Origin of the sequence: Agrobacterium sp. YIC 4121 (assembly GCF_002008205.1) — a bacterium.
Classification (GTDB): domain Bacteria; phylum Pseudomonadota; class Alphaproteobacteria; order Rhizobiales; family Rhizobiaceae; genus Agrobacterium; species Agrobacterium leguminum.
On sequence record NZ_MRDI01000023.1, the window covers coordinates 212219 to 233644 of the forward strand.

Annotated in this window: 19 protein-coding genes, 1 tRNA gene and 8 pseudogenes; 12 read left to right on the top strand and 16 right to left on the bottom strand. The window is 59.2% G+C overall.

Annotated elements, in window-relative coordinates:
* Positions 1 to 18 precede the first annotated feature (18 nt).
* A complete protein-coding gene (locus BTE54_RS20610; protein WP_078053806.1) occupies positions 19 to 909 on the top strand; it encodes a LysR family transcriptional regulator in 891 nt (296 codons plus the stop codon).
* A 172-nt stretch (positions 910 to 1081) separates the two neighbouring features.
* Here BTE54_RS20610 and BTE54_RS20615 read toward each other — a convergent pair whose 3' ends face one another.
* The 5 genes and pseudogenes from BTE54_RS20615 to BTE54_RS20640 all read right to left on the bottom strand — a co-directional run bounded on the left by BTE54_RS20615 (position 1082) and on the right by BTE54_RS20640 (position 3255).
* Positions 1082 to 1504: a type II toxin-antitoxin system VapC family toxin gene (locus tag BTE54_RS20615; RefSeq protein ID WP_078053807.1), complete on the bottom strand. Its 423-nt coding sequence runs from the start codon at positions 1502 to 1504 to the stop codon at positions 1082 to 1084.
* On the bottom strand, positions 1501 to 1755 hold the full coding sequence (locus BTE54_RS20620; RefSeq protein ID WP_078053837.1) for a type II toxin-antitoxin system Phd/YefM family antitoxin: 255 nt from the start codon (positions 1753 to 1755) through the stop codon (positions 1501 to 1503). Before BTE54_RS20620 ends, BTE54_RS20615 begins: the two co-directional genes overlap by 4 nt.
* Before the next feature lie 231 nt (positions 1756 to 1986).
* Positions 1987 to 2129: pseudogene (locus BTE54_RS25510) on the bottom strand (dehydrogenase); the annotation flags it as partial.
* A 3-nt stretch (positions 2130 to 2132) separates the two neighbouring features.
* A pseudogene (locus BTE54_RS20630) lies at positions 2133 to 2743 on the bottom strand (MOFRL family protein); the annotation flags it as partial.
* A 176-nt stretch (positions 2744 to 2919) separates the two neighbouring features.
* Positions 2920 to 3255, bottom strand: a complete 336-nt coding sequence (locus BTE54_RS20640) for a hypothetical protein (RefSeq protein WP_078053808.1) — start codon at positions 3253 to 3255, stop codon at positions 2920 to 2922.
* Between the two features lie 74 nt (positions 3256 to 3329).
* Here BTE54_RS20640 and BTE54_RS20645 point away from each other — a divergent pair, with 74 nt between their 5' ends.
* A complete protein-coding gene (locus tag BTE54_RS20645) occupies positions 3330 to 3683 on the top strand; it encodes a cupin domain-containing protein (RefSeq protein ID WP_078053809.1) in 354 nt (117 codons plus the stop codon).
* Between the two features lie 81 nt (positions 3684 to 3764).
* Here BTE54_RS20645 and BTE54_RS20650 read toward each other — a convergent pair whose 3' ends face one another.
* Together BTE54_RS20650 and BTE54_RS20655 are read right to left on the bottom strand one after the other, a co-directional pair.
* Complete coding sequence (locus BTE54_RS20650) at positions 3765 to 4046, bottom strand: hypothetical protein (protein ID WP_143240754.1); 282 nt, start codon at positions 4044 to 4046, stop codon at positions 3765 to 3767.
* A gap of 5 nt (positions 4047 to 4051) precedes the next feature.
* The gene (locus BTE54_RS20655) at positions 4052 to 6244 is read right to left on the bottom strand and encodes a prolyl oligopeptidase family serine peptidase (RefSeq protein ID WP_078053811.1); all 2193 of its coding nucleotides are present in this window, start codon (positions 6242 to 6244) and stop codon (positions 4052 to 4054) included.
* 151 nt (positions 6245 to 6395) lie between these two features.
* Between BTE54_RS20655 and BTE54_RS25370 the strand changes: the two genes are divergently transcribed.
* Entirely contained in the window at positions 6396 to 7049 is a 654-nt protein-coding gene (locus BTE54_RS25370) for a TetR family transcriptional regulator (RefSeq protein WP_158080276.1), read from the top strand.
* 85 nt (positions 7050 to 7134) lie between these two features.
* Here the strand turns inward: BTE54_RS25370 and BTE54_RS20670 are convergent.
* Positions 7135 to 7866 (bottom strand): annotated as a pseudogene (locus BTE54_RS20670) (L,D-transpeptidase).
* A 17-nt stretch (positions 7867 to 7883) separates the two neighbouring features.
* The gene (locus BTE54_RS20675) at positions 7884 to 8804 is read right to left on the bottom strand and encodes an arginase family protein (protein WP_078053812.1); all 921 of its coding nucleotides are present in this window, start codon (positions 8802 to 8804) and stop codon (positions 7884 to 7886) included.
* 123 nt (positions 8805 to 8927) lie between these two features.
* Here BTE54_RS20675 and BTE54_RS20680 point away from each other — a divergent pair, with 123 nt between their 5' ends.
* Positions 8928 to 9824, top strand: a complete 897-nt coding sequence (locus BTE54_RS20680; RefSeq protein WP_078053813.1) for a LysR family transcriptional regulator — start codon at positions 8928 to 8930, stop codon at positions 9822 to 9824.
* Between the two features lie 131 nt (positions 9825 to 9955).
* Here BTE54_RS20680 and BTE54_RS20685 read toward each other — a convergent pair.
* Positions 9956 to 10188: pseudogene (locus BTE54_RS20685) on the bottom strand (pirin family protein); the annotation flags it as partial.
* 103 nt (positions 10189 to 10291) lie between these two features.
* Entirely contained in the window at positions 10292 to 10951 is a 660-nt protein-coding gene (locus BTE54_RS20690; protein WP_078053814.1) for a hydrolase, read from the bottom strand.
* A 136-nt stretch (positions 10952 to 11087) separates the two neighbouring features.
* Between BTE54_RS20690 and BTE54_RS20695 the strand changes: the two are divergent.
* Positions 11088 to 11964, top strand: a pseudogene (locus BTE54_RS20695) (LysR family transcriptional regulator).
* Between the two features lie 14 nt (positions 11965 to 11978).
* On the opposite strand, the pseudogene BTE54_RS25515 reads toward BTE54_RS20695, so the two are convergent.
* Together BTE54_RS25515 and BTE54_RS20705 are read right to left on the bottom strand one after the other, a co-directional pair.
* Positions 11979 to 12458: pseudogene (locus tag BTE54_RS25515) on the bottom strand (alpha/beta hydrolase).
* A gap of 25 nt (positions 12459 to 12483) precedes the next feature.
* Positions 12484 to 13401, bottom strand: coding sequence for a zinc-binding alcohol dehydrogenase family protein (locus BTE54_RS20705; protein WP_078053815.1), 918 nt, complete (start codon positions 13399 to 13401; stop codon positions 12484 to 12486).
* 303 nt (positions 13402 to 13704) lie between these two features.
* Here BTE54_RS20705 and BTE54_RS20710 point away from each other — a divergent pair.
* The 7 genes and pseudogenes from BTE54_RS20710 to BTE54_RS20740 all read left to right on the top strand — a co-directional run bounded on the left by BTE54_RS20710 (position 13705) and on the right by BTE54_RS20740 (position 20051).
* Positions 13705 to 14444: pseudogene (locus BTE54_RS20710) on the top strand (SDR family oxidoreductase).
* Positions 14445 to 14781: 337 nt separating this feature from the next.
* Positions 14782 to 15690 (top strand): LysR family transcriptional regulator, encoded by a 909-nt coding sequence (locus BTE54_RS20715; RefSeq protein WP_078053816.1) that lies wholly within the window; start codon positions 14782 to 14784, stop codon positions 15688 to 15690.
* A 325-nt stretch (positions 15691 to 16015) separates the two neighbouring features.
* Positions 16016 to 16813, top strand: a complete 798-nt coding sequence (locus tag BTE54_RS20720; RefSeq protein ID WP_078053817.1) for an NADPH-dependent F420 reductase — start codon at positions 16016 to 16018, stop codon at positions 16811 to 16813.
* Between the two features lie 95 nt (positions 16814 to 16908).
* Positions 16909 to 17280, top strand: a pseudogene (locus BTE54_RS20725) (DUF427 domain-containing protein).
* A gap of 144 nt (positions 17281 to 17424) precedes the next feature.
* Positions 17425 to 18336, top strand: a complete 912-nt coding sequence (locus tag BTE54_RS20730) for a LysR family transcriptional regulator (protein ID WP_162934202.1) — start codon at positions 17425 to 17427, stop codon at positions 18334 to 18336.
* Positions 18337 to 18522: 186 nt separating this feature from the next.
* Positions 18523 to 19221 (top strand): NAD(P)-binding domain-containing protein, encoded by a 699-nt coding sequence (locus BTE54_RS20735; protein ID WP_078053818.1) that lies wholly within the window; start codon positions 18523 to 18525, stop codon positions 19219 to 19221.
* 62 nt (positions 19222 to 19283) lie between these two features.
* A complete protein-coding gene (locus BTE54_RS20740) occupies positions 19284 to 20051 on the top strand; it encodes an SDR family oxidoreductase (RefSeq protein ID WP_078053819.1) in 768 nt (255 codons plus the stop codon).
* 676 nt (positions 20052 to 20727) lie between these two features.
* On the opposite strand, the gene BTE54_RS20745 is transcribed toward BTE54_RS20740, so the two are convergent.
* The 3 genes from BTE54_RS20745 to BTE54_RS20755 form a co-directional block, all read right to left on the bottom strand.
* On the bottom strand, positions 20728 to 21012 hold the full coding sequence (locus BTE54_RS20745) for a hypothetical protein (protein ID WP_078053820.1): 285 nt from the start codon (positions 21010 to 21012) through the stop codon (positions 20728 to 20730).
* A 66-nt stretch (positions 21013 to 21078) separates the two neighbouring features.
* Positions 21079 to 21273, bottom strand: a complete 195-nt coding sequence (locus tag BTE54_RS20750) for a hypothetical protein (protein ID WP_078053821.1) — start codon at positions 21271 to 21273, stop codon at positions 21079 to 21081.
* A 72-nt stretch (positions 21274 to 21345) separates the two neighbouring features.
* Positions 21346 to 21422: transfer RNA gene (locus tag BTE54_RS20755), tRNA-Met, on the bottom strand.
* Positions 21423 to 21426: the final 4 nt, after the last annotated feature.

Here is a 21426-nt window from a genome sequence, read left to right on the forward strand (position 1 = left end):
GATACCAGGATTGAATAGATGCTTGATTTGGGACAGGTCCGTTCATTTGTCGCCATCGCCGCCGAGCTGAATTTCAGCCGCGCGGCCCGGCGTTTGAATATGACCCAGCCTCCACTCAGCCGGCAGATCAAGCTGCTGGAGCAGGAACTCGACGTCACACTCTTCGAGAGAACCAGCCGCAGCGTCGTCCTGACGCCGGCAGGGGTAGCGTTTCTGGCGGAGGCCCGGAAACTGCTTGAACAGGGGGATGCAGCGGTAACCGCGACAAGAAGGGCAGCACGCGGGAGTGCGGGGGCAGTGAAAATCGCCTTTGTCGGCGCCAGCACCTATAGTTTCCTGCCGAGGTTCATCAGTCGGGCGCGTACTGCCGTACCTCAGGTCGAACTCGAACTGGTGCAGATGGAAACGGCCGAGCAGCTTCAAGCGATCAATGCCGGCGATATCGATCTCGGACTTTCCCGCCCGCTTACCGGCAATCATCATCTGGAAAGCCTGTGCGTTGCGCGCGAACCCATGATGCTCGCCATCCCTCGCGCGCATCCGCTTGCCGCAAAACGCCGACCTGCGCTGGATGCGCTCAATGGTGAGCCCTTCATCATGTTTTCCCCGCCTGCACGCTATCTGCACGACAAGCTGACCAGACTGATGGAGCAGAACGGTATTGCCCCCCGCGTCGTTCAAAGCATGACCCATTCTCAGGCCATCCTCTCACTGGTCAGCGCCGGCATCGGCCTGGCGCTAGTTCCGGCCGGCACCCAAAACGCCTGCTTCGATGATGTGATCTTTCGATCCTTGGATTTGCGAGAAGAATGTGTTGCAGAGCTTCACGCCATTTGGAGTCCCCACAACCGCAATCCTTTGCTGCCGGAAGTACGCAACATCGCTACCCTTGGGCATATTACGTTATGACCTTCATCTCCAGCAACAGGTTAAAATACATATCTTTTGAGGTATCGAGCTTGTTTCTCGAAGCCATTTCGCCTTGATATAATCTGAACGGCCGACCTCTGCATTTCGAAAACTCAATGAGGTTCCTGCCGAGCTCGCAGAAACAATTTCAAGGCGCCCCGCATGCCGGTCTTTAGGCACGCCATGGGTCTACGAGAACAACGCCTGTACCTTGGAAATCATGAATGTTGCGTGTGACAACCACTAGTCCATGCACGATCGCTGTCGCAGCAATGAGTGCATCTGCTTCATTGCGGCGATCCGGAATATGCAAGTGAGCACATCGCGTCGCAATTGCTTCATCGATAGAGATCATGCGCTCAGCGAACTCCGGTCGAACTCGGCTATCCATCCAGGTTCGTAAGCGAGAGCCCTGCTCGATGTCACGGCGCTGGATGCTGAGTATCCCGCGCTCAAGCTCTAAAATTGTTATGGCAGAAATATACAGATCACGAGAATCCTTGGCACCTAACCAAGTCGTCACGTTCAGATCAGCCTTACCGTCACCCACTTTACGGAGCTCGGAGACAACGTTTGTGTCGAGCAAGTATTTCAAGAGAGATCAACTTCGCGAGTTGCAATGACCGACCGAGACAGATCGAAATCGATATTCGACAATCCTGGCATTGAAAGCGCATCGACAAGATTGTGACGCTTACCTGTCAGACGCTCAAACTCACGGTACGTCATCAACACATGCGAAGGTCTGCCTCGATCGGTGATGACGACAGGCCCTGCCTCAGCAGCTTTTTTCGCTCTGCCAACATCGTGATTCAGTTCGCGGCTGGTCAAGTTAGTCGTAGCCATAGTCGCCTCCATGTAGGAACGTATCTACATATAACGCTTTCATTTTAATCTCGCAATCCCTTTCTTGCGCCGCGTGGCTGCCAGCCTTTTAAGCTCTTGAACCGATGTGAACCTGCGACCATTTAATTGGAAGAAAAGCGAAACCTGCGGAATTACCTAGCAACGGACCTCAGGCTTCGGTGCCAGTTCAGGCGCCATGAGAAATCTGAGTAAGGCATACTTGGCGAGATCTTCGCTGTTGTGACGCAGCGATGCCCTCGTCTCGCTGGCTCCTGCTACTACCCGAACAGCGGTCCTGGCAGGTGACGCTTGGCCGCTTTCTCGAAGTCGTTAAGGCAAGTATATTCATCGAGGTCGCGTGTGCTTGCTTGCATCTTTTACCCGATGAGGATCGCGCGGAAATCGTTTACGTTGGCTCCGGTCGGGCCGGTTACGAACAGATCGTTCGTGGCATCGAACCCGGTCCAGGCGTCGTTCGAGGCGAGCAGGTGCTGGGGATCGAGCCCTGCGGCTAGAAGCCTACTCACCGTGAACCCGGCCACAAAAGCCCCGGCATTGTCTTCGGAGCCGTCGATTCCATCCGTGTCCGCCGCAAGCGCCTCGATGTCTGCATGTGCGGCAATCTCGATCGCGAGCGAAAGAAGGAACTCAGTGTTTCGTCCGCATTTTCCTTTGCCGCGAAGCGTGCATGAACTTTTGCGATCTCGCGCGCTTCACCCTCGATTGCATCGCTCAAGACGACAGCCGGGACGCCACGATGCCGCGCGAGTGCCGCCGCGGCCTCCATCGAGGCCTGTGCGGAAGCGACAACCTTGATCTCGTTAACGCGGAAACATGGGTGGTCGGGATCGACGCCGGCATCCTCCTGAAGATTTCGGATGACGTTTCCTGGCAGTTCCATGCCATACCGCTCGATGACGGATAGTGCGTCCTTAGGCGTTGAACGCGACAAGACGGTCGGGCCGCTGGCAACCAGAACAGGATCGTCCTTTCGCGCGTTCTGCCTTCATGGTCCTCCCCGATGGAAGCGCTGTACATCTATTTCCCAAGCCTCCGTCATCAATCGGCGGCGCTGTGAGCGCTTGTCGCGTTTCTAAAATACCGAGCCAGCGACCGTCCGGTCCTGCTCAAGGGGAGAGCGATGTAACGACATCGCGCGTCGGTTTACTTAGAACCTGCAGTGTCTCGCCAATAACTGTCGATGATATGCTGGCCATTGTTGACAATCCGCTGACCGAGTTCTGGATTGCCACCCTTCAGCGTATCCGGGTCGCCGCCGCATAGGCGAACGAACGTCACCTGCTGAACCGTGAACATGAAGTACTCCCTGCTGGTCGGCTCGAATTCCAGACCGGCCTCCTTGAAACCGTCTGCTACCTCGGCAGCCGCGACGTCGATCGCCTTGAAGACTTTGTCTAACATCGAACGTTCCGCCGCACTGCGGATCTCAAGGTACCTCCGCTGTTCAGGCGTGGGCGCGGAGCAGGTCTTCTCAGTCATATCTTTCTCCTTGGCAACATGGTTGGCGTCACTGGATATTGCACTATCTCAGGTGGAAACACGGGAGGAAGTAGATGAAGGTCCAAAAGTTCAGCATTTCGGACGCGGAACTCGTCAAATCGCCGGGGCAGGATGCCGACATTTATGTCGGAAACCTGGTGGACGAGAGAAACGGTGGCCCGGTCTCGATCGGCTATGGGCGGTACGCACCCGGCCAGTCGCTGACCGAAACGATGGCCGTCGACGACACCATGATCATCCTTGAGGGCCGATTGTCCGTATCCACCAACGACGGAACGGTCACCGCGGGACCCGGCGACATCGTTTACATGCCTAAGGGCCAATCCGTCACCATCACGACAGAGGGCGAGGGTGCAACGACGGCCTTTGTGACCTATCCGCACTGGGCCGAGGCTCGCGACAGATGAAAAAAAGACGACCTCCCTCACTGAGAGGACCCGCCCGGTCTTGCAGCCGGACCGCCCTACCCTGTTCGACGATCGTGCACGTCACTGCTCGCCGCGCCGACGTCTGATTTCCCGGAGCATGCGCAGGTTCTCCCTGGCTTGCGCCGCGTTGATCAGCGCCTTTTCTTGATTGATGAGCTGCTCGCGGTCGCGATAGTGCCGCTGCGTCGACATGCAGTCGCTGTAATCGCGATAATTGGTGCAGCGACGGCTGTCGCTGTAGCGATCGTCGTCGGCCACTGAGCAGCCTGTCATTACCAGCAACATCAGGCCACCGACGTAGACGGATGTCAAAGATCTGGTTGTCGAATTAAGCATGGTCATTTTCATCATTCTCCAATTGAAGGTGTTTGTTTCACCGGGCTGATTTTCAGGCCCGTCCAGCGGGCGGCGAAAGCCCACATGTCGGCATGCTGGACGATGACCTTGTCGAGCGGCATGCCTGCGCCATGTCCGGCGCGCGTTTCGATCCGGACCAGTCGCGGTTTCCATCCGAGCTCGGCGGCCTGCAGCGCAGCCACGTACTTGTAAGTGTGGGCCGGCACGACGCGATCGTCGGCGTCAACCGTGGTCGCAAGGATTGCCGGATAGTCTTCGCCCTGCTTGATCGTATGGTAGGGCGAGTAGCTCAGAAGATTGCGGAAAGGCTGCTCTTGTGAGGGGTCGCCGAATTCGCTGATCCAGAAACCGCCCGCCGTGAACTTATCGAAGCGGAGCATGTCCATGACACCGACGCCAGGCAAAGCTACGTCGAACAGATCGGGCCGCTGGTTTGTCACCGCTCCGACGAGAAGGCCTCCGTTGGATTCGCCCTGGATCGCGAGACCATCCGATGAGGTGATGCCGCTCTTTTTAAGGAACTCCCCGGCCGCAATGAAGTCGTCGAAGGAATTCTGCTTATTCGCGAGCTGTCCGGCGCGATGCCAGGCTCGCCCGTACTCTCCACCACCGCGGATGCCGGCGATTGCCAACACCCCGCCCTGCTCCACCCAAGCGAGGTGGATCGGGTTGTAATATGGAACCTGAGGGATTCCGAAGCCGCCGTAGCCATACAGCAATGTCGGAGCAGCGACCGTGACGTCCTTGCGGCGCACGATAAAGATCGGCACCTCCGTCCAGTCCTTCGAGCGGTAGAAGCGTTGCTCGACAGTGATGTCGTCCGGTTTGACGGAAGCCTTCGGCTCCACCCAAGGCTTCACCGCGTTGGTCTCCGTGTCGTACTGATAGACCGTGGTCGGCGCATCGAACGCCGTAAAGCCGAAGAAAGCTTCCGTATCGCCCGGACGGCCCTGAAACCCGCCAGCCGTTCCGATACCAGGCAACGGAACGATCCCCTCGGACGTACCACTCAAACCAAAGCGGCGGATTTCGGTCTTGGCATCGACGAGATAGACAATGAAGAGCCTGTTGCCCATCACCGCCGCATCGTTGACAACGGCTCTATCTGGATCCTCGCCGACGATTTCCTTGGGACGAGGATCGGCTTCGGCCGTATCGAGCGTCACCACGCGCCGGCGTTCGGCGCCATCGGTGGTGAGAAGGATCAGCCTGCTGCCGTCATTGCCGATGACGGACCATTCGGCCTCCATGTGCGGCACGATCGTCCTGGGTCTCCAATCTCCGGCGGCTAGATCGATAATCGTGAGGGCGTTTTCGTTCGTGCCCGGCGTCGATGAAATGGCAAGGTAGCGGCCGCCTTCAGTGCGGTTGGCGACATGTAACAGGCCCGGTTGATCGGGTGTGGAATAGATCAGCCGATCCTCAGCCTGAGGTGTGCCCAGCCTATGAAAATAGACTGCGTGATTAAAAATAGCCGCGCCGGATGCACTTCGAGCTGGTTCCGGCATGCGCGAATAAAAGAAGCCTGAGCTGTCCGGAGCCCAGCTGATATTCGAGAAGCGCGCCCATTCGACTACATCCTGAAGCTCGTTGCCACTCTCGACGTCGAGCACCCGGATTGTCCGCCAGTCCGTGCCGCCCTTCTGCACGCTGAAAGCAACATGACGACCGTCGTCGGAGACGCTCCACTCGCCTATCGCATCGCCATTGTCGTCAGACCAGGCATTGGGGTCGATCAGCAGACGAGCCTGTCCAAAAGCACCGTCACGCACATACAAGGCGGGCTGGTTCTCAAGACCCTTGTTGACCGTGAAGAAGCACTTGTCGCCACGCTTACGGGGATCCGTGTAGCGCTCGTATTCGAACAGGGCCTTCATCCGCTGTTCCAGAATATCGCGGCCTGGAAGCGCGTCAAGATACCGCCGCGCGACCTTGTTCTGGGCTTCGACCCATGCGCCGACGGTCGCCGCCTTGCCCTGTGTGTCTTCCAACCAGCGAAAGGGATCGGCAACGGTCACGCCGAAATGCTCCTCCGCTACGTCGACACGTTCGGTTTTTGGATATTGGATCTCTGACAAGTCGCTCTCCAAGGTCTGAGCGGGTACGCTGTTGATGTGCATGAACAGCGAAACCGCGATGGCGATATATTTCCTCAACGGTCGTCCCCTCTCGATAAATTGCATAAGCCTCACCGGTAGTAAACCGTATAATGACACTTAGTGTCATTATCAAGACTGACAAAAGCTCGAAACCTTCTGACCACGTCCGCGGAGCTGCTTCTCTTGTGGCACGCGTTGCCATATAAGGATGAGATCTGACGACTGGGAGGAAGCGATGAGCAGGACGGTTGCGGAGGACGCGCATATCAACGTGGCGCGGTGCGCCGCGCGTTTGTTCCTCGAGAAAGGCGTTGCTGAGACCAGCGGCGATGAGATCGCCGAGGCGGCCGGCATCTCAAGGCGGACGCTGTGGCGTTATTTCCGCACCAAGGAGAGCTGCATCGAGCCCTTGTTTGCACTGACGTCGCAGCGCTTTGCCGAAAAACTTGCAAAATGGCCGCTCGATACGTCCGTCGAACGCTTTCTTGAGATCGCGTACGACTTCAGCAAAATTGACGCAAAGGAAATCGAGGATGGCAAGCTCGTCGTTCACCTCATCGCCCGACTGGATGAAGAGCCCGCATTGCTGGAGCCATTCTTCATGGCGACACGCATGACGGAGATCGCCATGGCGCGCGTGATTGCTTTCAGGCTGGATATGTCACCGACAGAATTCGAGATTCGCCTGTGCGCAGCCGCTGTTGCCGCGGCCATGCGCGTCATAGACGAGACCGTTAGCAGGGCAGCGGTAAAATATGGACAGATCCCGACCGTCGAGGAAACCAATGACCGGCTCGCGCAGGCGATCCGGCGTGCAAGTACTTTACCATTCTGCGATCCGATTACGCCTCGGCCACGGCGAGACGATTCCGAAATTTTCCCCGCATAGCGCAAAAGGTCAGATACATCATGGCGGCCGACAGCGCGACAGCGCCTATTTCGGCAAGACAAGGCAAGACGTTGATCGCAGAACATCAAGCGGAACCTAGCAGCGGCGCTTGATGGACGACGATCGGTGCATGATAAGGCACACGCTCGTAAAGATCGACGATGTCGTGGTTCAAGAGGCGCACGCAGCCCGACGAAACGGCTTTCCCGATGGACTGCCATTCGGGATTGCCGTGAAGACGATAGAGCGTGTCCTGCCCGTCCTGAAATATATACAGTGCCCTCGCGCCGAGCGGGTTCTGCACGCCGGGGTCCATGCCTCAATTGGCAACCGAATATTTTTCCAGTTCCGGCTGACGGGCTATCATTTCCGCCGGCGGCTTCCATCTTGGCCAATGCTGGCGCCAGTGGATCGTGCCCCTGCCCTGCCAGGCAAATCCGTCCCGCCCAATGCCGACGCCGTAACGTATGGCCGTGCCGTCTTGCTCGACCAGATAGAGGAAACGGCTCGGCGTATCGACGACGACCGTCCCTGCTGCTTCTCCTGTTGGGTTTGGAATACGCTGGCGATAGAACTTTGGATCGATTTGCCGATATGGGACGGCAGCTACCAGATGGCCGCCGTCCTCAAATGTCGCATAAGGAGCGTCAAGCTCGGCATCGGCTCCGCTTTGGGCCGGAAGTGCTGCCGGCGCTGCGAACTCGTCACGTCGTGCATCGGCCTGCGTGGAGGTCGCGCAGCTGGCAAGTGTGGACGTTGCGGCCAGTGAGCCTATCAAAAAGCCCCGGCGGGAGAGCGTATCTGTCATGAGCTGCATACCATGATCTCTGGTCTTCAGAGTTGAGAAGAAACCGTCTGCGAGACGGTGCGACCTATCAAAGGTAGTTTTGCAAGTGCATCTCGTAAGGCCATCGCATCCCACGGCATGTGCTCTGTGATACCGAGGCCAACGACATCGACTTCGCGTGACACGTCGGTCAGCAGTCTCACGACTTGCGACAGCGTCATCCGACCGGCCTGGATGTCGTCGTCCGTTGGGGCGACAGCGCCCGGTCTGGAAAAGGTCAGAGAACGGAATAAAGTCGCGTCGAGGACGTCGAGGTCAAAATGCACTGCGACGTGCCTGGCGCCCGTCGCCCGCAGCCATTTCAGGACGGGCTCGCTGTCGGCAGCGAGTTCCTCCGGCCCCACCCGCTGAACCTGCATGCGTTCGGCAAGATCATCCTCGAATTGCTGCAGTTCGGAATACTTGTCTGGCAGTTTACGCCATCCCGCGATCAGCGCTTTGCCAGGCTTGATCGGTGTTTTCACGGCATTTAAAAACTCCGGATCACCCTGGCCGAGCAGGCTCCCGAGCACATGTGCATGGGAATTTGGAAATACCTTGCTGGAAAACAGATCACTATGGGCGTCGATCCAGAGTACGGCGAGGTCGCCGCCATATCTCTCATTCAAATAGGCGAAGGGCGCAAGATCGACACCACAATCTCCGCCGAGTACAACAATGCGATCCGGCTGATGACGATCGATGCGGCTGCGTGCGTCGCGGATCTGATCAAGGACAACGTCGCGCGCCAGGATCCCCTCAACGACGGGCAAAGGTTTTCCGTCTGGTTCTGCCACGTTCACTTCTTCGAAGGGGCCATCCGTTTCCGGCGCGAGCCAAGCCAGCAGTCTCGCACCGAACATGTAAGAGGGGTCACCTCCACCCTGCCATTGGGGAAAGAGCAGACGAAGCGTTTTTTCGTTTTCCATCGGTTGGCTCCTTTCAAAGTTTTCGTAAGAGTAATGTAGCGATCCCAACAAGCGCGTTCCATCGCTCATTGGGGAATAGTGGGATACACTGACGCCAACTAAATTCGCGTCGATGGAGCTGTAATGATACGGGCGAACCTCAACGATATTGCCGTGTTTATGGCCGTGGCGGAGGCTGGGAGTTTTGCTGCCGGGGCTAGGATCTCTGGTTTGACCCGGTCCGCAGCGGGTAAGGCAGTATCCCGCCTTGAAGAGAGACTGGGTGTGCGGTTGCTGAACCGGACCACCAGGGCTTTAAGCCTTACAGATGAGGGTCGCGCGTTTCATGCACATGGTCTGCGTATCATCAATGCCGTGGATCAGGCGGAAGGCAGCGTCGCCGGTCCGACTGGCGTGCCGCGCGGCGTACTTCGTCTGTCCGCACCGCATGCTTTTGGTCAGCGCGTCATCATGCCGTTTATCGAAAGCTTCCTGGCCCGGTGGCCAGAGGCGCAAATCGAGGCAAGCTTTACCGATCGATTGGTCGATATCGTCGAAGAAGGTTTCGATCTAGTTATTCGCTTCGGCGGCACCACTGTCGATAGCCGTCTAGTATCACGCGTCCTGGCCCGAGACCGATATCACATCGTTGCATCCGCACGTTATATCGAATTGCACGGCGAGCCACGGAGCCTTGATGAACTGACCTGTCACCCGTGCCTCTCCTTCAGCAGCCGAGGGACAAGGCAACAATGGCGCTTCAAGAATGCCGATGGGAATTGGATTTCCGCGCAGATTAGAAGCCGACTGCGGCTGGATAGCGGGGAAGCCTTGCATAGCGCTGTCGGGCGCGACCTCGGCATTGCCCTGATGCCGAACTTTCTGGTTGGCGAAGATATCCAGTCCGGCCGTTTCGTTCACATTCTGCCGGAAATACCAACGGAGACTGTCGAGATCAGCGCCATCTATCCCGACCGCAGGCTTCTCGATGCAAGGGTTCGACAGTTCATCGACCTAATGGCCGTGGGCCTGCGGCTTTGATCATATGGCTGCTTCGATCGTGCCAGAGCAAACAACGTCTGAATTCCGAACGGGCTGTTGGGACGACCCCTGCCGCCGCACTCATCTGCTCCGAGTACATACGCCTTTCTCTGCAGCCGTTCAGTTCAACTCAGGTAGGTGACGGTGCGGAGACCGATTGCGGATGTGGCCGGACGTCGACGCCGTGCCCCGTCAGAAGCTCGGCGGGACCGGCCTGGTTGAAGAATATGAACGCGCCGACCAACTGTCGGTTCGGCGCGGGCAACGCACGTCGGACTTCAAAACCGCCAAGATCGCGGGCGCGCGGAACGATCAACGTTTCGATCGCGGCCACGCCGACCTCGTCAGGGCATCCTGGTTCGATCGCAGGATTTCAGCTCATGCCTTGTCCACTTCTTGCCGATGATCATCCATTCACAGCGAGGAGCGGTGACGCGTGACGCACCTGCTCCTCTTTTTAAGCGTGCTTACGCTCCAGCGCCAGCCTTGGGCGCGGTAGTGTTGAGCAACTGCTGCTCCCACAGATATGCGATGCCACTCCCGCCAGAATGCTGGACGATGACGTCGGTGACCTTTACAGCCTGTTCGGCCCGGGCCCAGTCACGCTGCCATTCGGCCGCGAGCGCGAGCCAGGTCATCATGTTGACGCCGGCCGCAATCATGCGCTGGATTGCGACTTGATGCGCCTCAGCGGAAACTGCTCCGGAGGCGTCCGTGATGACAGTTACATCCCAGCCCTCACCCGCGGCCTGTATCGCCGGCATGGCGACGCATACCTCCGTCCAGAGTCCGGCGATAATCAGTTGCTTGCGGCCTGTCGCCTTCACCACGTCGACAACCTTCGGATCCTGCCAGGTATTGATAAGCGTTCTGTCGATGATGTCCTGGCCGGGAAAGACGTCCGCGATCTGCGGGAACAGGTTGCCGCCGCGCTCCGCGATCACGGTTGTGAGGATGGTCGGAACGTCGAAGGCCTTGGCCGCCTTGGCAAGGCCAACCGTGTTGTTGACCACCATCGTCGGCTCGTGGCTGTTCACGTTCGCGAGCTGATACGGCTGATGATCGATAAGGACGAGCACGGAGTCTTCGGGGCGTAGAAGCGAGGCAAGGCCGTTACGAAAGGTCATGAAATATCCTTTTTGATGGTTCGTCGACAGTGTGAACGCGTCCGTAGGACGTCGATCCACGAAAACCTTGTCAGCGCCAGCCCTGATGCGGTAGCCCTCGGAAACGCGAGCTGTGTTGCAGAAAGGGGAACGCGAAATGGAAATCGACGATCTCAGGACCTTCGTGGAAGTCGCCGACACAGGAGGTGTCACGCCCGCCGCGCAACGGCTCGGCGTCTCAAAGTCCATGGTGAGCCGACGCATCGCGCGCCTGGAGGCGGAACTGGGCGTCCAGCTCCTCGCACGCACGACACGCGGAATCGCTTTGACAGAGGAAGGCGCGACGTTTCGCGATTACGCGGCGAGAATCTCGGCGGAGATCGACGTGGCACGCGAAACGATCCTGCCAGCGGGCGAGCTGCGCGGGCGGATCAGGATCGCCGCCCCTCTGTCGTTTGGGCCGACCCACCTCGCCCCTGTCCTGTCTCAGATGGCGCGCCGACACCCGCACCTCCAGGTCACTTCGTGCTACACCGACCGCTTCGTCGATCTTATCACCGAAGGTTTCGACTGCGCCATCCGGATCGGCTATCTGCCGGATTCCAACCTCATAGCCAGGCGCGTCGGACCTCTCTACGGAAGGTTCGTTGCGAGTCCCGACTACGTCGCCCGGAATGGTCTGCCAGAAACGCCGGATGAACTTCTCAAGCATGAGGCGCTTATGCAGGGAACGGAGAGCTGGCAGGTCACCGACGGCGACCAGGTGTTCAACATCCGGCCGCAAGGCCGGTTTTAAGGCCGACAACGGGGTAGCATTGCTTGCCGCCGCTCTGGAAGGGCTTGGCATCGCCAGACTTCCGAATGGCCTCACGGACCAGCATATCGCTTCCGGCGCCCTCGTCGAAGTGATGCCGAAGTATCCGCCTCCAACCGCCGGCATCTTCGTGGTCAGGCCACCTGGACAGCATCCTGCCAAGAAGGTTCGCGTGCTGACCGAGATGCTGATCGAGTGCTACGACTCCGGCTCGTCCTAGGAGCCTGCCGAGTCCTATGGTGCAAGATGCTCTGAAAAGAACTCGGCCAGCTTTGCGACCGCCGGGCCGACATATTCCGGCTTGTAGTACATGTCATAGTGACCCGCGCCTTCGACTTCGAAGAAGTGCTTTGCGTTCGACGGAGAATGGTCGAACAGACGCCTACCCGCCTCATACTGACCGGTCGGTCCCCGACGCCCGCCTGCGCAAATCCCGAGAAGCCCTATCCGCGCCTCGTCGACATAAGGCGGCATCGTCTTCGAGATCGCGCGGCTCGCCCGCGCTCTCGCCCTGGTATGACGGGTCGAAGGTCAGCGCTATGAACCCGTATGCGGAGAGCCGTTCGGCGTAGATCGCTCCGATCTGCTCCTCACGCTGCTGCCCGGCGTCGCAAGGACAATCGCAGGATATGAACTGGTTTGGTCAAAATCCAGCGGCAGGTGGATATTGCCGACGACCTCGATATCTTTGTTCTTGAACGAAACCCGCTTGATCATACGGCGGTCCTCCTTTTCCTAGTCACGGCGTCATCACGACACGCCCGAGGGGCTTGGCCGTCTCTGCGTAGTGATGCGCCTTCGCAGCATCTTGAAGCGCGAAGGATCGGTCGATCACGGCGTCGATCTTGCCGGCTGCGGCGGCGGCAAGAAGCTCGTCGACCGTGCCGTGCACCGAAGGCCGTTCGAGGACGGATCCCATGAATACCCCGTGGAGCGTCTGATTGCTCTGCATCGGCTGCCATAGATCGACATCGAGCTTTCCGCCGCCGGCATTGCCGAGAAAGACGAGACGCCCTTCCGGCGCGAGTGCGCAAAGCGAAGCTTGCAAAGTGGAACCGACCGGGTCGATGACCAGATCGACGCCCTTCCCGGTGGTCAGCCGGCGCGCTTCTTCCACGATGTCGTGCTCAAGGCGGTCGACGACGAAGGCGGCTCCAAGTTCGGTCAGACGAGCTTGCCTTTCACTTCCACTCGCGACGGCAATGACGGTTGCTCCTGCCTGTCTGGCAAGCTGTACCGCCGCAAGCCCAACGCCTCCAGCCGCGCCTTGTATGAGGACCGTTTCATCCTCCCGTAGGCCGCCTCGGGTGATCAAGCTGTGATAGGCGGAGCCAAAGGAGATCGGCAGCGCGGCCGCCTTTGCGATGTCCAGGCCCGTGGGCACTAGCCACGTTCGCGAAGCAGCGACAGCCCAAAGTTCAGCGTGCGATCCCTGCAGACTAAAAGCAGCGACCTTGTCGCCGACGGCACGAGTGGTCACGTCTTTGCCCACACGCACGACCGTTCCAGCCGCTGCGTAGCCTACCACGTACCGAGGTGCCTGGGACGTCGATCTGCGATTGATCAGATCTCCGCCTTCGATGGAAATTGCTTCCACCCTGATGAGGACTTCGTCCGGCCCGCAGACCGGATCAGGCACATCGACATATTTAAGCACAGACGGTGGTCCCGGATTGTCATATATGGCGGCCTTTCATCTTCACTCCATTTTCAGAGGAAACGTGTGTAGACATGTAGGTGGTCCACGGTCGTGAGAAAGGGCCCCCTGTCGGGAACGCGATGTTGCGCGACTTGCAACGGACGGGATGGAAAACGGTCGCTGTTCCCCACCGCGCAACAAGCTGTCGCATTCATCGCCACTTAAATCGCTGCGCCGGGGCCACAAAATAGGCGGTCATCCGTCGGGAGCAAAGGCTGAGGCTCTCCCGACTTCACGAATTCGAAAAAGGAATCGAATCCTATGATTGATTTGAGTGGAAAGCGCGCCTTGGTTAGGGCGGCTCTCGCGGCATCGGCGCGGCTATTGTCGAAGCACTTGCGGAGAATGGCGCCGATGTGGCGTTCACCTATCAAAATTCGAGCGAAAAAGCTGCGGCGGTTGCCCGGTCCGTCGAAAGCCACGGCCGCCGTGCCGTGGCCATCCGAGCCGACAGCGCCGATCCGCAGGCGATCGCGCGGGCTGTCGAAGACGCCGTGACCGCGCTCGGCAGGCTGGACATCCTCGTGAACAGCGCGGCGATCGGCCATTCGGGAAACATCGCCGATCTGAACCTTGACGAATATCAAACCCTCATGGACGTCAACGTTCGGGCGCCGGTGCTTTTTGCAAAGGCGGTCATCCCGCATCTGCGAGACGGCAGCCGTATCATCACGATCGGTTCCGCCCTCGGCGAGCGGGTACCTTTTCCTGGCATAACTCCTTACGCCATGTCGAAGGCGGCACTGACGTCCTTCACGCGCGGCCTCTCGCGTGAGCTGGGGCCGTCGGGCATCACTGTGAACCTGGTCCAGCCTGGGGCGACGGATACAGATGCCAACCCCGCAAACGGCGCGGCAGCAGACTTCCAGCGAAGCCTGACATCACTCGGGCGCTTCGGCGAGCCAAAGGAGATCGCAAACGCCGTTGTATTCCTGGCAAGCTCCGCCGCGAGCGTCATCACGGGCGCGACGATCACCGCAGACGGCGGCGCGATCGCCTGACCGGTATCCGCCAGGCGCCATCGGAAGGCGGCGCCTCTCCCTCCGGTACATGACGGCTCTGTCGACAATAACAGGCGACTGATATTGGCTTTCGATCACCGCCCGGCTGTAATCCAGGATGCCCCACCTTTAAACTCGCACTACGCTCATGAAAGGAAGCAAACCTTCGGCCTCTCCCCCCAACATGCTAAACTGGGGAAAACTGCGAACTAGCCCATCTGTCGTTTGAAGACACTCACATTTCAAAGACACGCGAGTCTTAATCCGGTCGTGTCCAAAGGGCGATTTCCGTTGTTCAAAAATTGATAATTCCGTCCAATCGTTCCAGACTGTTGCTATGACAGCAACAATAGATTTTTTAGAGATGCAGGCGTTTATCGCTGTGGTGACGGAAGGATCCTTCACTGCAGCGGCGGAACGCCTCGAAACGGACAAGGCGCGGGTGAGCCGCATCATCAGCCGAATGGAAGCAAAGCTCGGCGCGCGGCTTTTGAACCGATCGACCCGGCACCTCAGCGTGACGGAGGTCGGGCGCGATTATTTCGAACGCGCCTCTTCCATCGTAGCGGCTGCTGAAGCCGCAGAAGCCGCAGTGGCACAACGGACGCAAGAACCGAAGGGCCGCCTGAGAGTTACGGCGGGGGCTGAATTTGGAACGACGCGGGTCGATGGCTGGATCGCTGAATTCTTGCGCAAGTGGCCGAAGGTCACCGTCGAAACGGAGTACACGAACCGTCTCGTCGATATCATTCATGAAGGTGTCGATGTGGCGATTCGCATAGGTCCGTTGGATGACTCGGAGCTTTCGGCCCGCAGGCTGGGAGAGTTGACCTACGGCTTGTATGCTTCCCCCGATTATCTGAGGGGCGCAGCGTCTATCCGCAAGGTTGATGATCTGAAGCGGCACGACCTCATCATGCATGCGCCGCGCGGCCGTCCGAGCTGGACCTTGGTGAATGGTGAAAAGACGGAGAAGGTGTGGCACGCACCACGGTGCGCCCTCGATAACACCATGGCCGCCAGGAACCTGGCGCTGTCGGGTCTGGGGATCGTTCAGCTCCCAAGATACATGGCCGAGCCGCATGTAGAGGAAGGCGGCCTTGCTAGAGTCCTGCCGGGTTGGGCGCGTATCCCTGTACCGGTCCATGCCGTCTTTGCTTCGACGCGATACATGGATCCGAAGGTGCGGGGGTTTGTCGACGTCTGCCGCGATGGCTTCAGGAGTAATGTCGAAGGCTTCAGTTGAGACGATCTGCTGCGCCCTAGGCGTTCGATTCTAAACGGCGTGAAGCCATTCGGTGTCACCGGGTATCGTAGCGATCCGATCATCACGCTTGCGTTTCGAGCGACCTTGTCGTTCGCGGGTTGAGTGCGCCTGCACGGCTGGCGATTTATTGTCGGTTCGAGGGACAACAATGTGTTGCCTGCGGCCCGACTGTTAACTCCTCCATCAAATTCATAACTTCGCTCCTGTCGCTTGCTGGAGCGCTCGCCGTCGAAGGGCGCGCGGGACAGTGCGGCCGCATGAATCCCGTCGGCGGCTACCGCCCCTATGAAGAAAGACATCGTACATGACACAAACAATCGGAATCATCGGCTCCGGCCTCGTAGGTAAGGCAGTCGCGCGCCTCGCGACCGCGGCTGGCTACAAGGTGGTGGTCAGCAACTCCCGCGGCGCGGACAGCATCAAGGACCTGATAGAGGAGCTTGGTCCGCTGGCGCGCGCCGGCACCACCGAGGAGGCCATCGCGGCGGGTGACATCGTCACGCTCTCGATCCCGATCGCCGCTACCGAGCAGTTGCCCGCCGACAAGTTCGCGGGCAAGGTCGTACTCGACCAGACGAACTACTATCCCGCATTCGGCAACAATGACGTCCTCGACAAGGCCGAGCTGACTTCCAGCGAGCTGATCCAGCGGCGTCTGCCGGGGGCGAAGGTCGTCAAGGGCATGCACAACCTCAGCTGGCTCCACATGAAGGCCAACGCGACGCCGCAGGGTTCGGCGAACCGCACGACGCTGCCGATCGCGGGTGACGACGCCGGAGCGAAGCAGGCGGTGACCGAGTTCTTCGATAAGATCGGCTTTGATGCAATCGACGCGGGCCCGCTCGCGGACAGCTGGCGCATCGAACCGAGCACGCCGATCTACTTCTGGGCCTACGCTCCGACGGTTGACCTGCAGGCGACGGGTCCGGAAGCCGAGCGCGCCTACACGCAGCCAGGCACGCCAGTGTCGCGTGAACATGCTCGGCGCCTGATCGACGAGGCAAAGCGCCCGTCGCCGATCGGCGGCACGTTCGAGGGCATGCCGCAGGTCCACGTCGACCTCTTCATGGCCCAGGCAAGCGCCGCGACCGTCGCGAATTGACCTCCTGCCGGACGCCCCTCCAAGGGCGTCCGGCTGTCGGTTGAGAGAGGCCTCGAGCGCTGCGGACCGCCGCGAGCAAAAGAAAGGGATACGACATGGAAGGTGGAAGAAAGCCAGGTCCTGACCATCCGATCACGGTCGCTCCTGCGGGCTAGAGGGTTATCGTCAACCTGGATGAGTCCGTCCTCGCCGACAGCCGTGACGCCCTCATCCTAAAAGAGGCGAGCCTCAATCCAGTCTACTACATCCCGCGCACTGACGTGGCGATGCATGAACTCAGCCGGAGCGACACCAGCACCCACTGCCCCTACAAGGGTGATGCCAGCTATTTCAGCGCGCGAGGTGGCGCCGCCAGAGATGTCGCCTGGTCTTACGAGGATCCTTTCGACCACATGCTGATGATTAAGGGATACCTCGCGTTTTACCCTGACCGCGTCGATGCTATCGAAACGACGGTTCGCGATTAAATGCTGGAATATGCGCCGAGCAAAATCGGCCGATTCTATTGTTGTTTCGACGGCAACAGCGCATCCGAGTTTAGCTCTTTAATGTCGGAGATATGGGGCTCCCGCTGATTGATGGTTCAAGCGGCGCGTGACAGAATGTTGCCCATGACATCAACAATCGGCTTTTCCGAAATGCAGGTCTTCGTCGCAGTGGTAATGGAGGAGTCCTTTACCGCTGCGGCCGATCGCCTCGAGACTGACAAGGCTCGGGTGAGCCGCATCGTGCAGCGGATCGAGGAAAAGCTAGGCGCGAGGCTGCTGAACAGGTCGACGCGCCGGCTCAGCGTGACAGAAGTCGGAAGGGACTATTTCGAACGCGCGTCCTCGATCCTTGCGGCCGCGGAGGCGGCCCAAGCCGCGGTCGCCCAGCACAGCCAGGAGCCCAAGGGCCGGCTTAAGATCACAGCGACACCGGAGTTCGGCACAACGCGGGTCGACAATTGGATCGCCGCATATTTGTCCAAGTGGCCGAAGGTTACGGTGGAAGCGGTATATTCAATTCGCTTCGTCGATGTCATTCACGAGGGAATCGATGTCGCGATTCGTATTGGCACCCTGCAAGATTCGGATTTGTCGGCTCGGAAGCTCGGAGAGATAACTTACGGTCTCTATGCCGCGCCCGGATATCTGAAGGACGCTCCGGCGCTCCGTACCGTCGACGATTTGAAGCGCCACGACCTCATCATGAAAACGTCCAGCGGCCGTGCAAGCTGGACCCTTGTCAATGGCCCAGCAACAGAGAAGGTTTCGCAGGCGCCACGCTGCGCGCTCGATAACATCGTTGCGGCCAAGAACCTAACCGTATCGGGTTTGGGAGTGGCGCAACTTCCGCAGTTCATGGCTGAGCCACATGTGGCGGAGGGACGTTTGGTTCGGATTTTGCCTGGCTGGGCAAGCATACCGATGCCGGTTCACGCCGTTTTTGCCTCCACGCGCTACATGGATCCTAAGGTACGTGGCTTCGTTGATCTTTGCCGCGATGCATTCGGGGATGGTAGTGATTCCAGCCGAAGCTGAGGCCTCGCTGAAGCTCGGAATTGCGCGCCAGACCGCCCGCCGACCGAGCGCAGGTTCACCATTGTTGCTCGCACGAACAACAGACTGGGGTTCGTCGGGCATCTAATCTATTCCTGAGCGATATCCTAACTTCCAACCGAACCGCTCCGCGAGGAAGCGTGAACGTTGAAGTGAATAGGATATCTAATGAAGATCGGAATCTTAAACGCCGGCAATCTCGGCAGTCGACTGGCAAGAGCCTGGGCCGCGGCAGGTCACGAACTCGTTATTGCGAAGGACGGTGAGGATCGGAAAATCGCGCCATTACTTGCGGAACTGGGCGATAAGGCTCGGCTCGGCACGATCCGCGAGGCTGCGGAGTTCGGCGACGCCGTTCTTTTCTCCATCTATTGGCCGCGGGTCGAAGCAATCGTTGCCGAGGTCGGCGGCGCGCTCGACGGCAAGGTCGTTATCGAGACCATGAACCCGCTCGGCGTTACCGCCGATTTCGTGCACTTCCATGATCTGGAGTTCATGCGCGACAGCTCGACTTCGGAAGACCTGCAACGACGGCTGCCGAAGGCACGCATCGTCAAGGCGTTCAATCTCATGGCGGCTCCGGTGCTTGAGGCGGATGCGTGGTCAGCATCGCCGGCGCAGCCCAGCATCTTCTACGTAAGCGACGACGACGCAGCCGGGAGGGTCACCAGGGGTCTGGTCGCCGACGCCGGGTTCAAGCCCGTCAACGCCGGTCCACTCGCCGGTGCGAGGCAGCTCGAACAGGTCGGCGTGCTTTTGCATCACATCGCAGATCACGAATTTGGCGGCGACGCCGATCTCGTGCGCTTGGCCCTCACGGTCGTCGAGGCAAATCCCGGCCCGATCGCGCGCGAACGGATCGCGTGAACCGGCGCGCGAGCTCGTCCGCAAATAACTGAAATCGCATTTGGCTAACGAAGGAAAATTCTATGTCGCAGTCTCTCAATGGAAAAACGGCTCTCGTGACGGGAGGGTCACGGGGCATCGGTCGCGCTATCGCAGAGCGTCTCGCCGCGGACGGCGCGACCGTCGCACTGACTTACAACTCCAGCAAGGCTGGCGCCGACGAGGCCATCGCCGCGATTCAGCAAGCCGGTGGCAGCGCCTTCGCTCTGAAGGCAGAATTGGTGGACGCGGGTTCCATAGCGCCCTTGTTTGAGGCGCTTGATGCTGAACTTGAGAGCCGCAACGGCAGCAAAACGCTGGACATCGTCGTGAACAATGCCGGCGGCAGCGGTTTTGGCGGGCTGAACAATGCGACCACTGAGAGCTTTGACGCCATGTTCAACGTCTTCGTCCGTGCGCCGTTTTTCGTCGTGCAGGCCGCACTCAGCCGCCTGAGTGATGGCGGACGGGTGGTAAACGTGTCTTCCGGTTTCGCCACACGACCCTCGCCGATGGCGTCTATATATTCGATGGCCAAGGGAAGCCTCAACGTCTTCACGCATTCGCTCGCCATTGAACTGGGTCCCCGTGGCATCACGGCGAATGCCGTTGCGCCGGGCTGGACGCGAACCGATATGAACGCGGCTGTCCGCGAAAGCGCCGAAATGGTGACCGCCATCGAAACAGATACCGCCCTTGGCCGCTTCGGCGAACCGTCGGACATCGCCGCGGTGGTGGCCTTCCTGGCCTCGGATGAAGGCCGGTGGGTGACCGGCCAGGTTATCGAAGCGAGTGGCGGCTACCGGCTCTAATTCAAGGGTGAGATCAGTCCTGCAGAATTACGAGGATATCCCACGACAATGCCGGTGCTGATCTCACCCTCGAAATCTATGAAGCATATCCCAGAAGTGTGCCTGATCGACCGGCGAAAGAATCTGCCCTGACGGGCCGCAGAGCAATCATTTGATGGAATACAAACCATCGACCGGTTGTTCCGCTATCAACGCAGTTGGATGGAATCGAACCGGCGACCGCAATGGGCATTGTGGCAATGGCCGACCGAGCGCCGTACGGCGCGCGTCAACGACGCAAGCGAATGGGTGCTGACGGCAGTGCCAGAAATGCGCATCGTTTCCGACGACCTCTGGCAGCGGGGTGAAGGAGCGTCAGAAAGAGATCGGCGAGCTGTTCGATTTCGGGCAGAGCAACCGGCTAAATGCAACGCACCGCCCTGGATACCTGCTCAGTCACCTCCTCGAATGCACGGAATGTGGCGGCCCTTACGCCATTAGCGGCAAAGATCGCTATAGCTGCACCAACCGCAAGAAGCGCCTGCCGATCGACGAGCTCGGCGGAGCCTGCTGCGGTAACAGCAAGACCATTACCCGCCAGGAGCTGGAGAGCCGCGTTCTCGATTGCCTGCCGGCCGCTTTCTTCTCCCTGGGGATGTTCGACACCATGTCGGCAAAGGTGATCGAACAGGAAACATCAAAGCTTCGCCGCCCGAAAGTCGAGCGCGAGCAGATGACGCGCGAACTGAACGAGTTGGAGCGCAAGCAGAAGAGCATCATCCAGCAGATCTCGGACCGCGCCATGCAAGGCCGCCCTCCTCTCGCTGCGCTCGACGATACGCTCGATCAGATCGAGCTCCAGCGTGTCGCCCTGGCAAGGGAGATCGACGCCTTCACCACGTCCGAGCCGAACATGCGGGCGAAGATCGAGGAATTGAAGCAGCGTCACAATCCCGCCCAGACGGAACTGCGCATGCGCCACTTCTTCCTGCAGGCGCGCCGCGGTAAGAACGAGGATGCCAAACGTCAGGTGATGCCGATTGTGCGCTCACTGGTGCAGAAAGTGGTGATCGGCAAGACTCCAGGCCACCAGCCGGCAACTCTGCAGGTGCATGGTCTGATCGCTTCCATCCTCGCGCAGATGGACGTTCTCGACTTGATGGAACGACGCTTCGTCGCCGAAGTGCATGCGGACTTCATCGAGAAGCTGGAAGCTGGGGAGATCGAGACGGAGCAGAAACAAAAAAGCTCCTCGACTCATATGAGGACGAGCTTCGTCGCAAATACCCCGAGTGGGAGAATTTACAAGTTTCAGTGGTTGCGGGGGCAGGATTTGAACCTGCGGCCTTCAGGTTATGAGCCTGACGAGCTACCGGGCTGCTCCACCCCGCGTTGA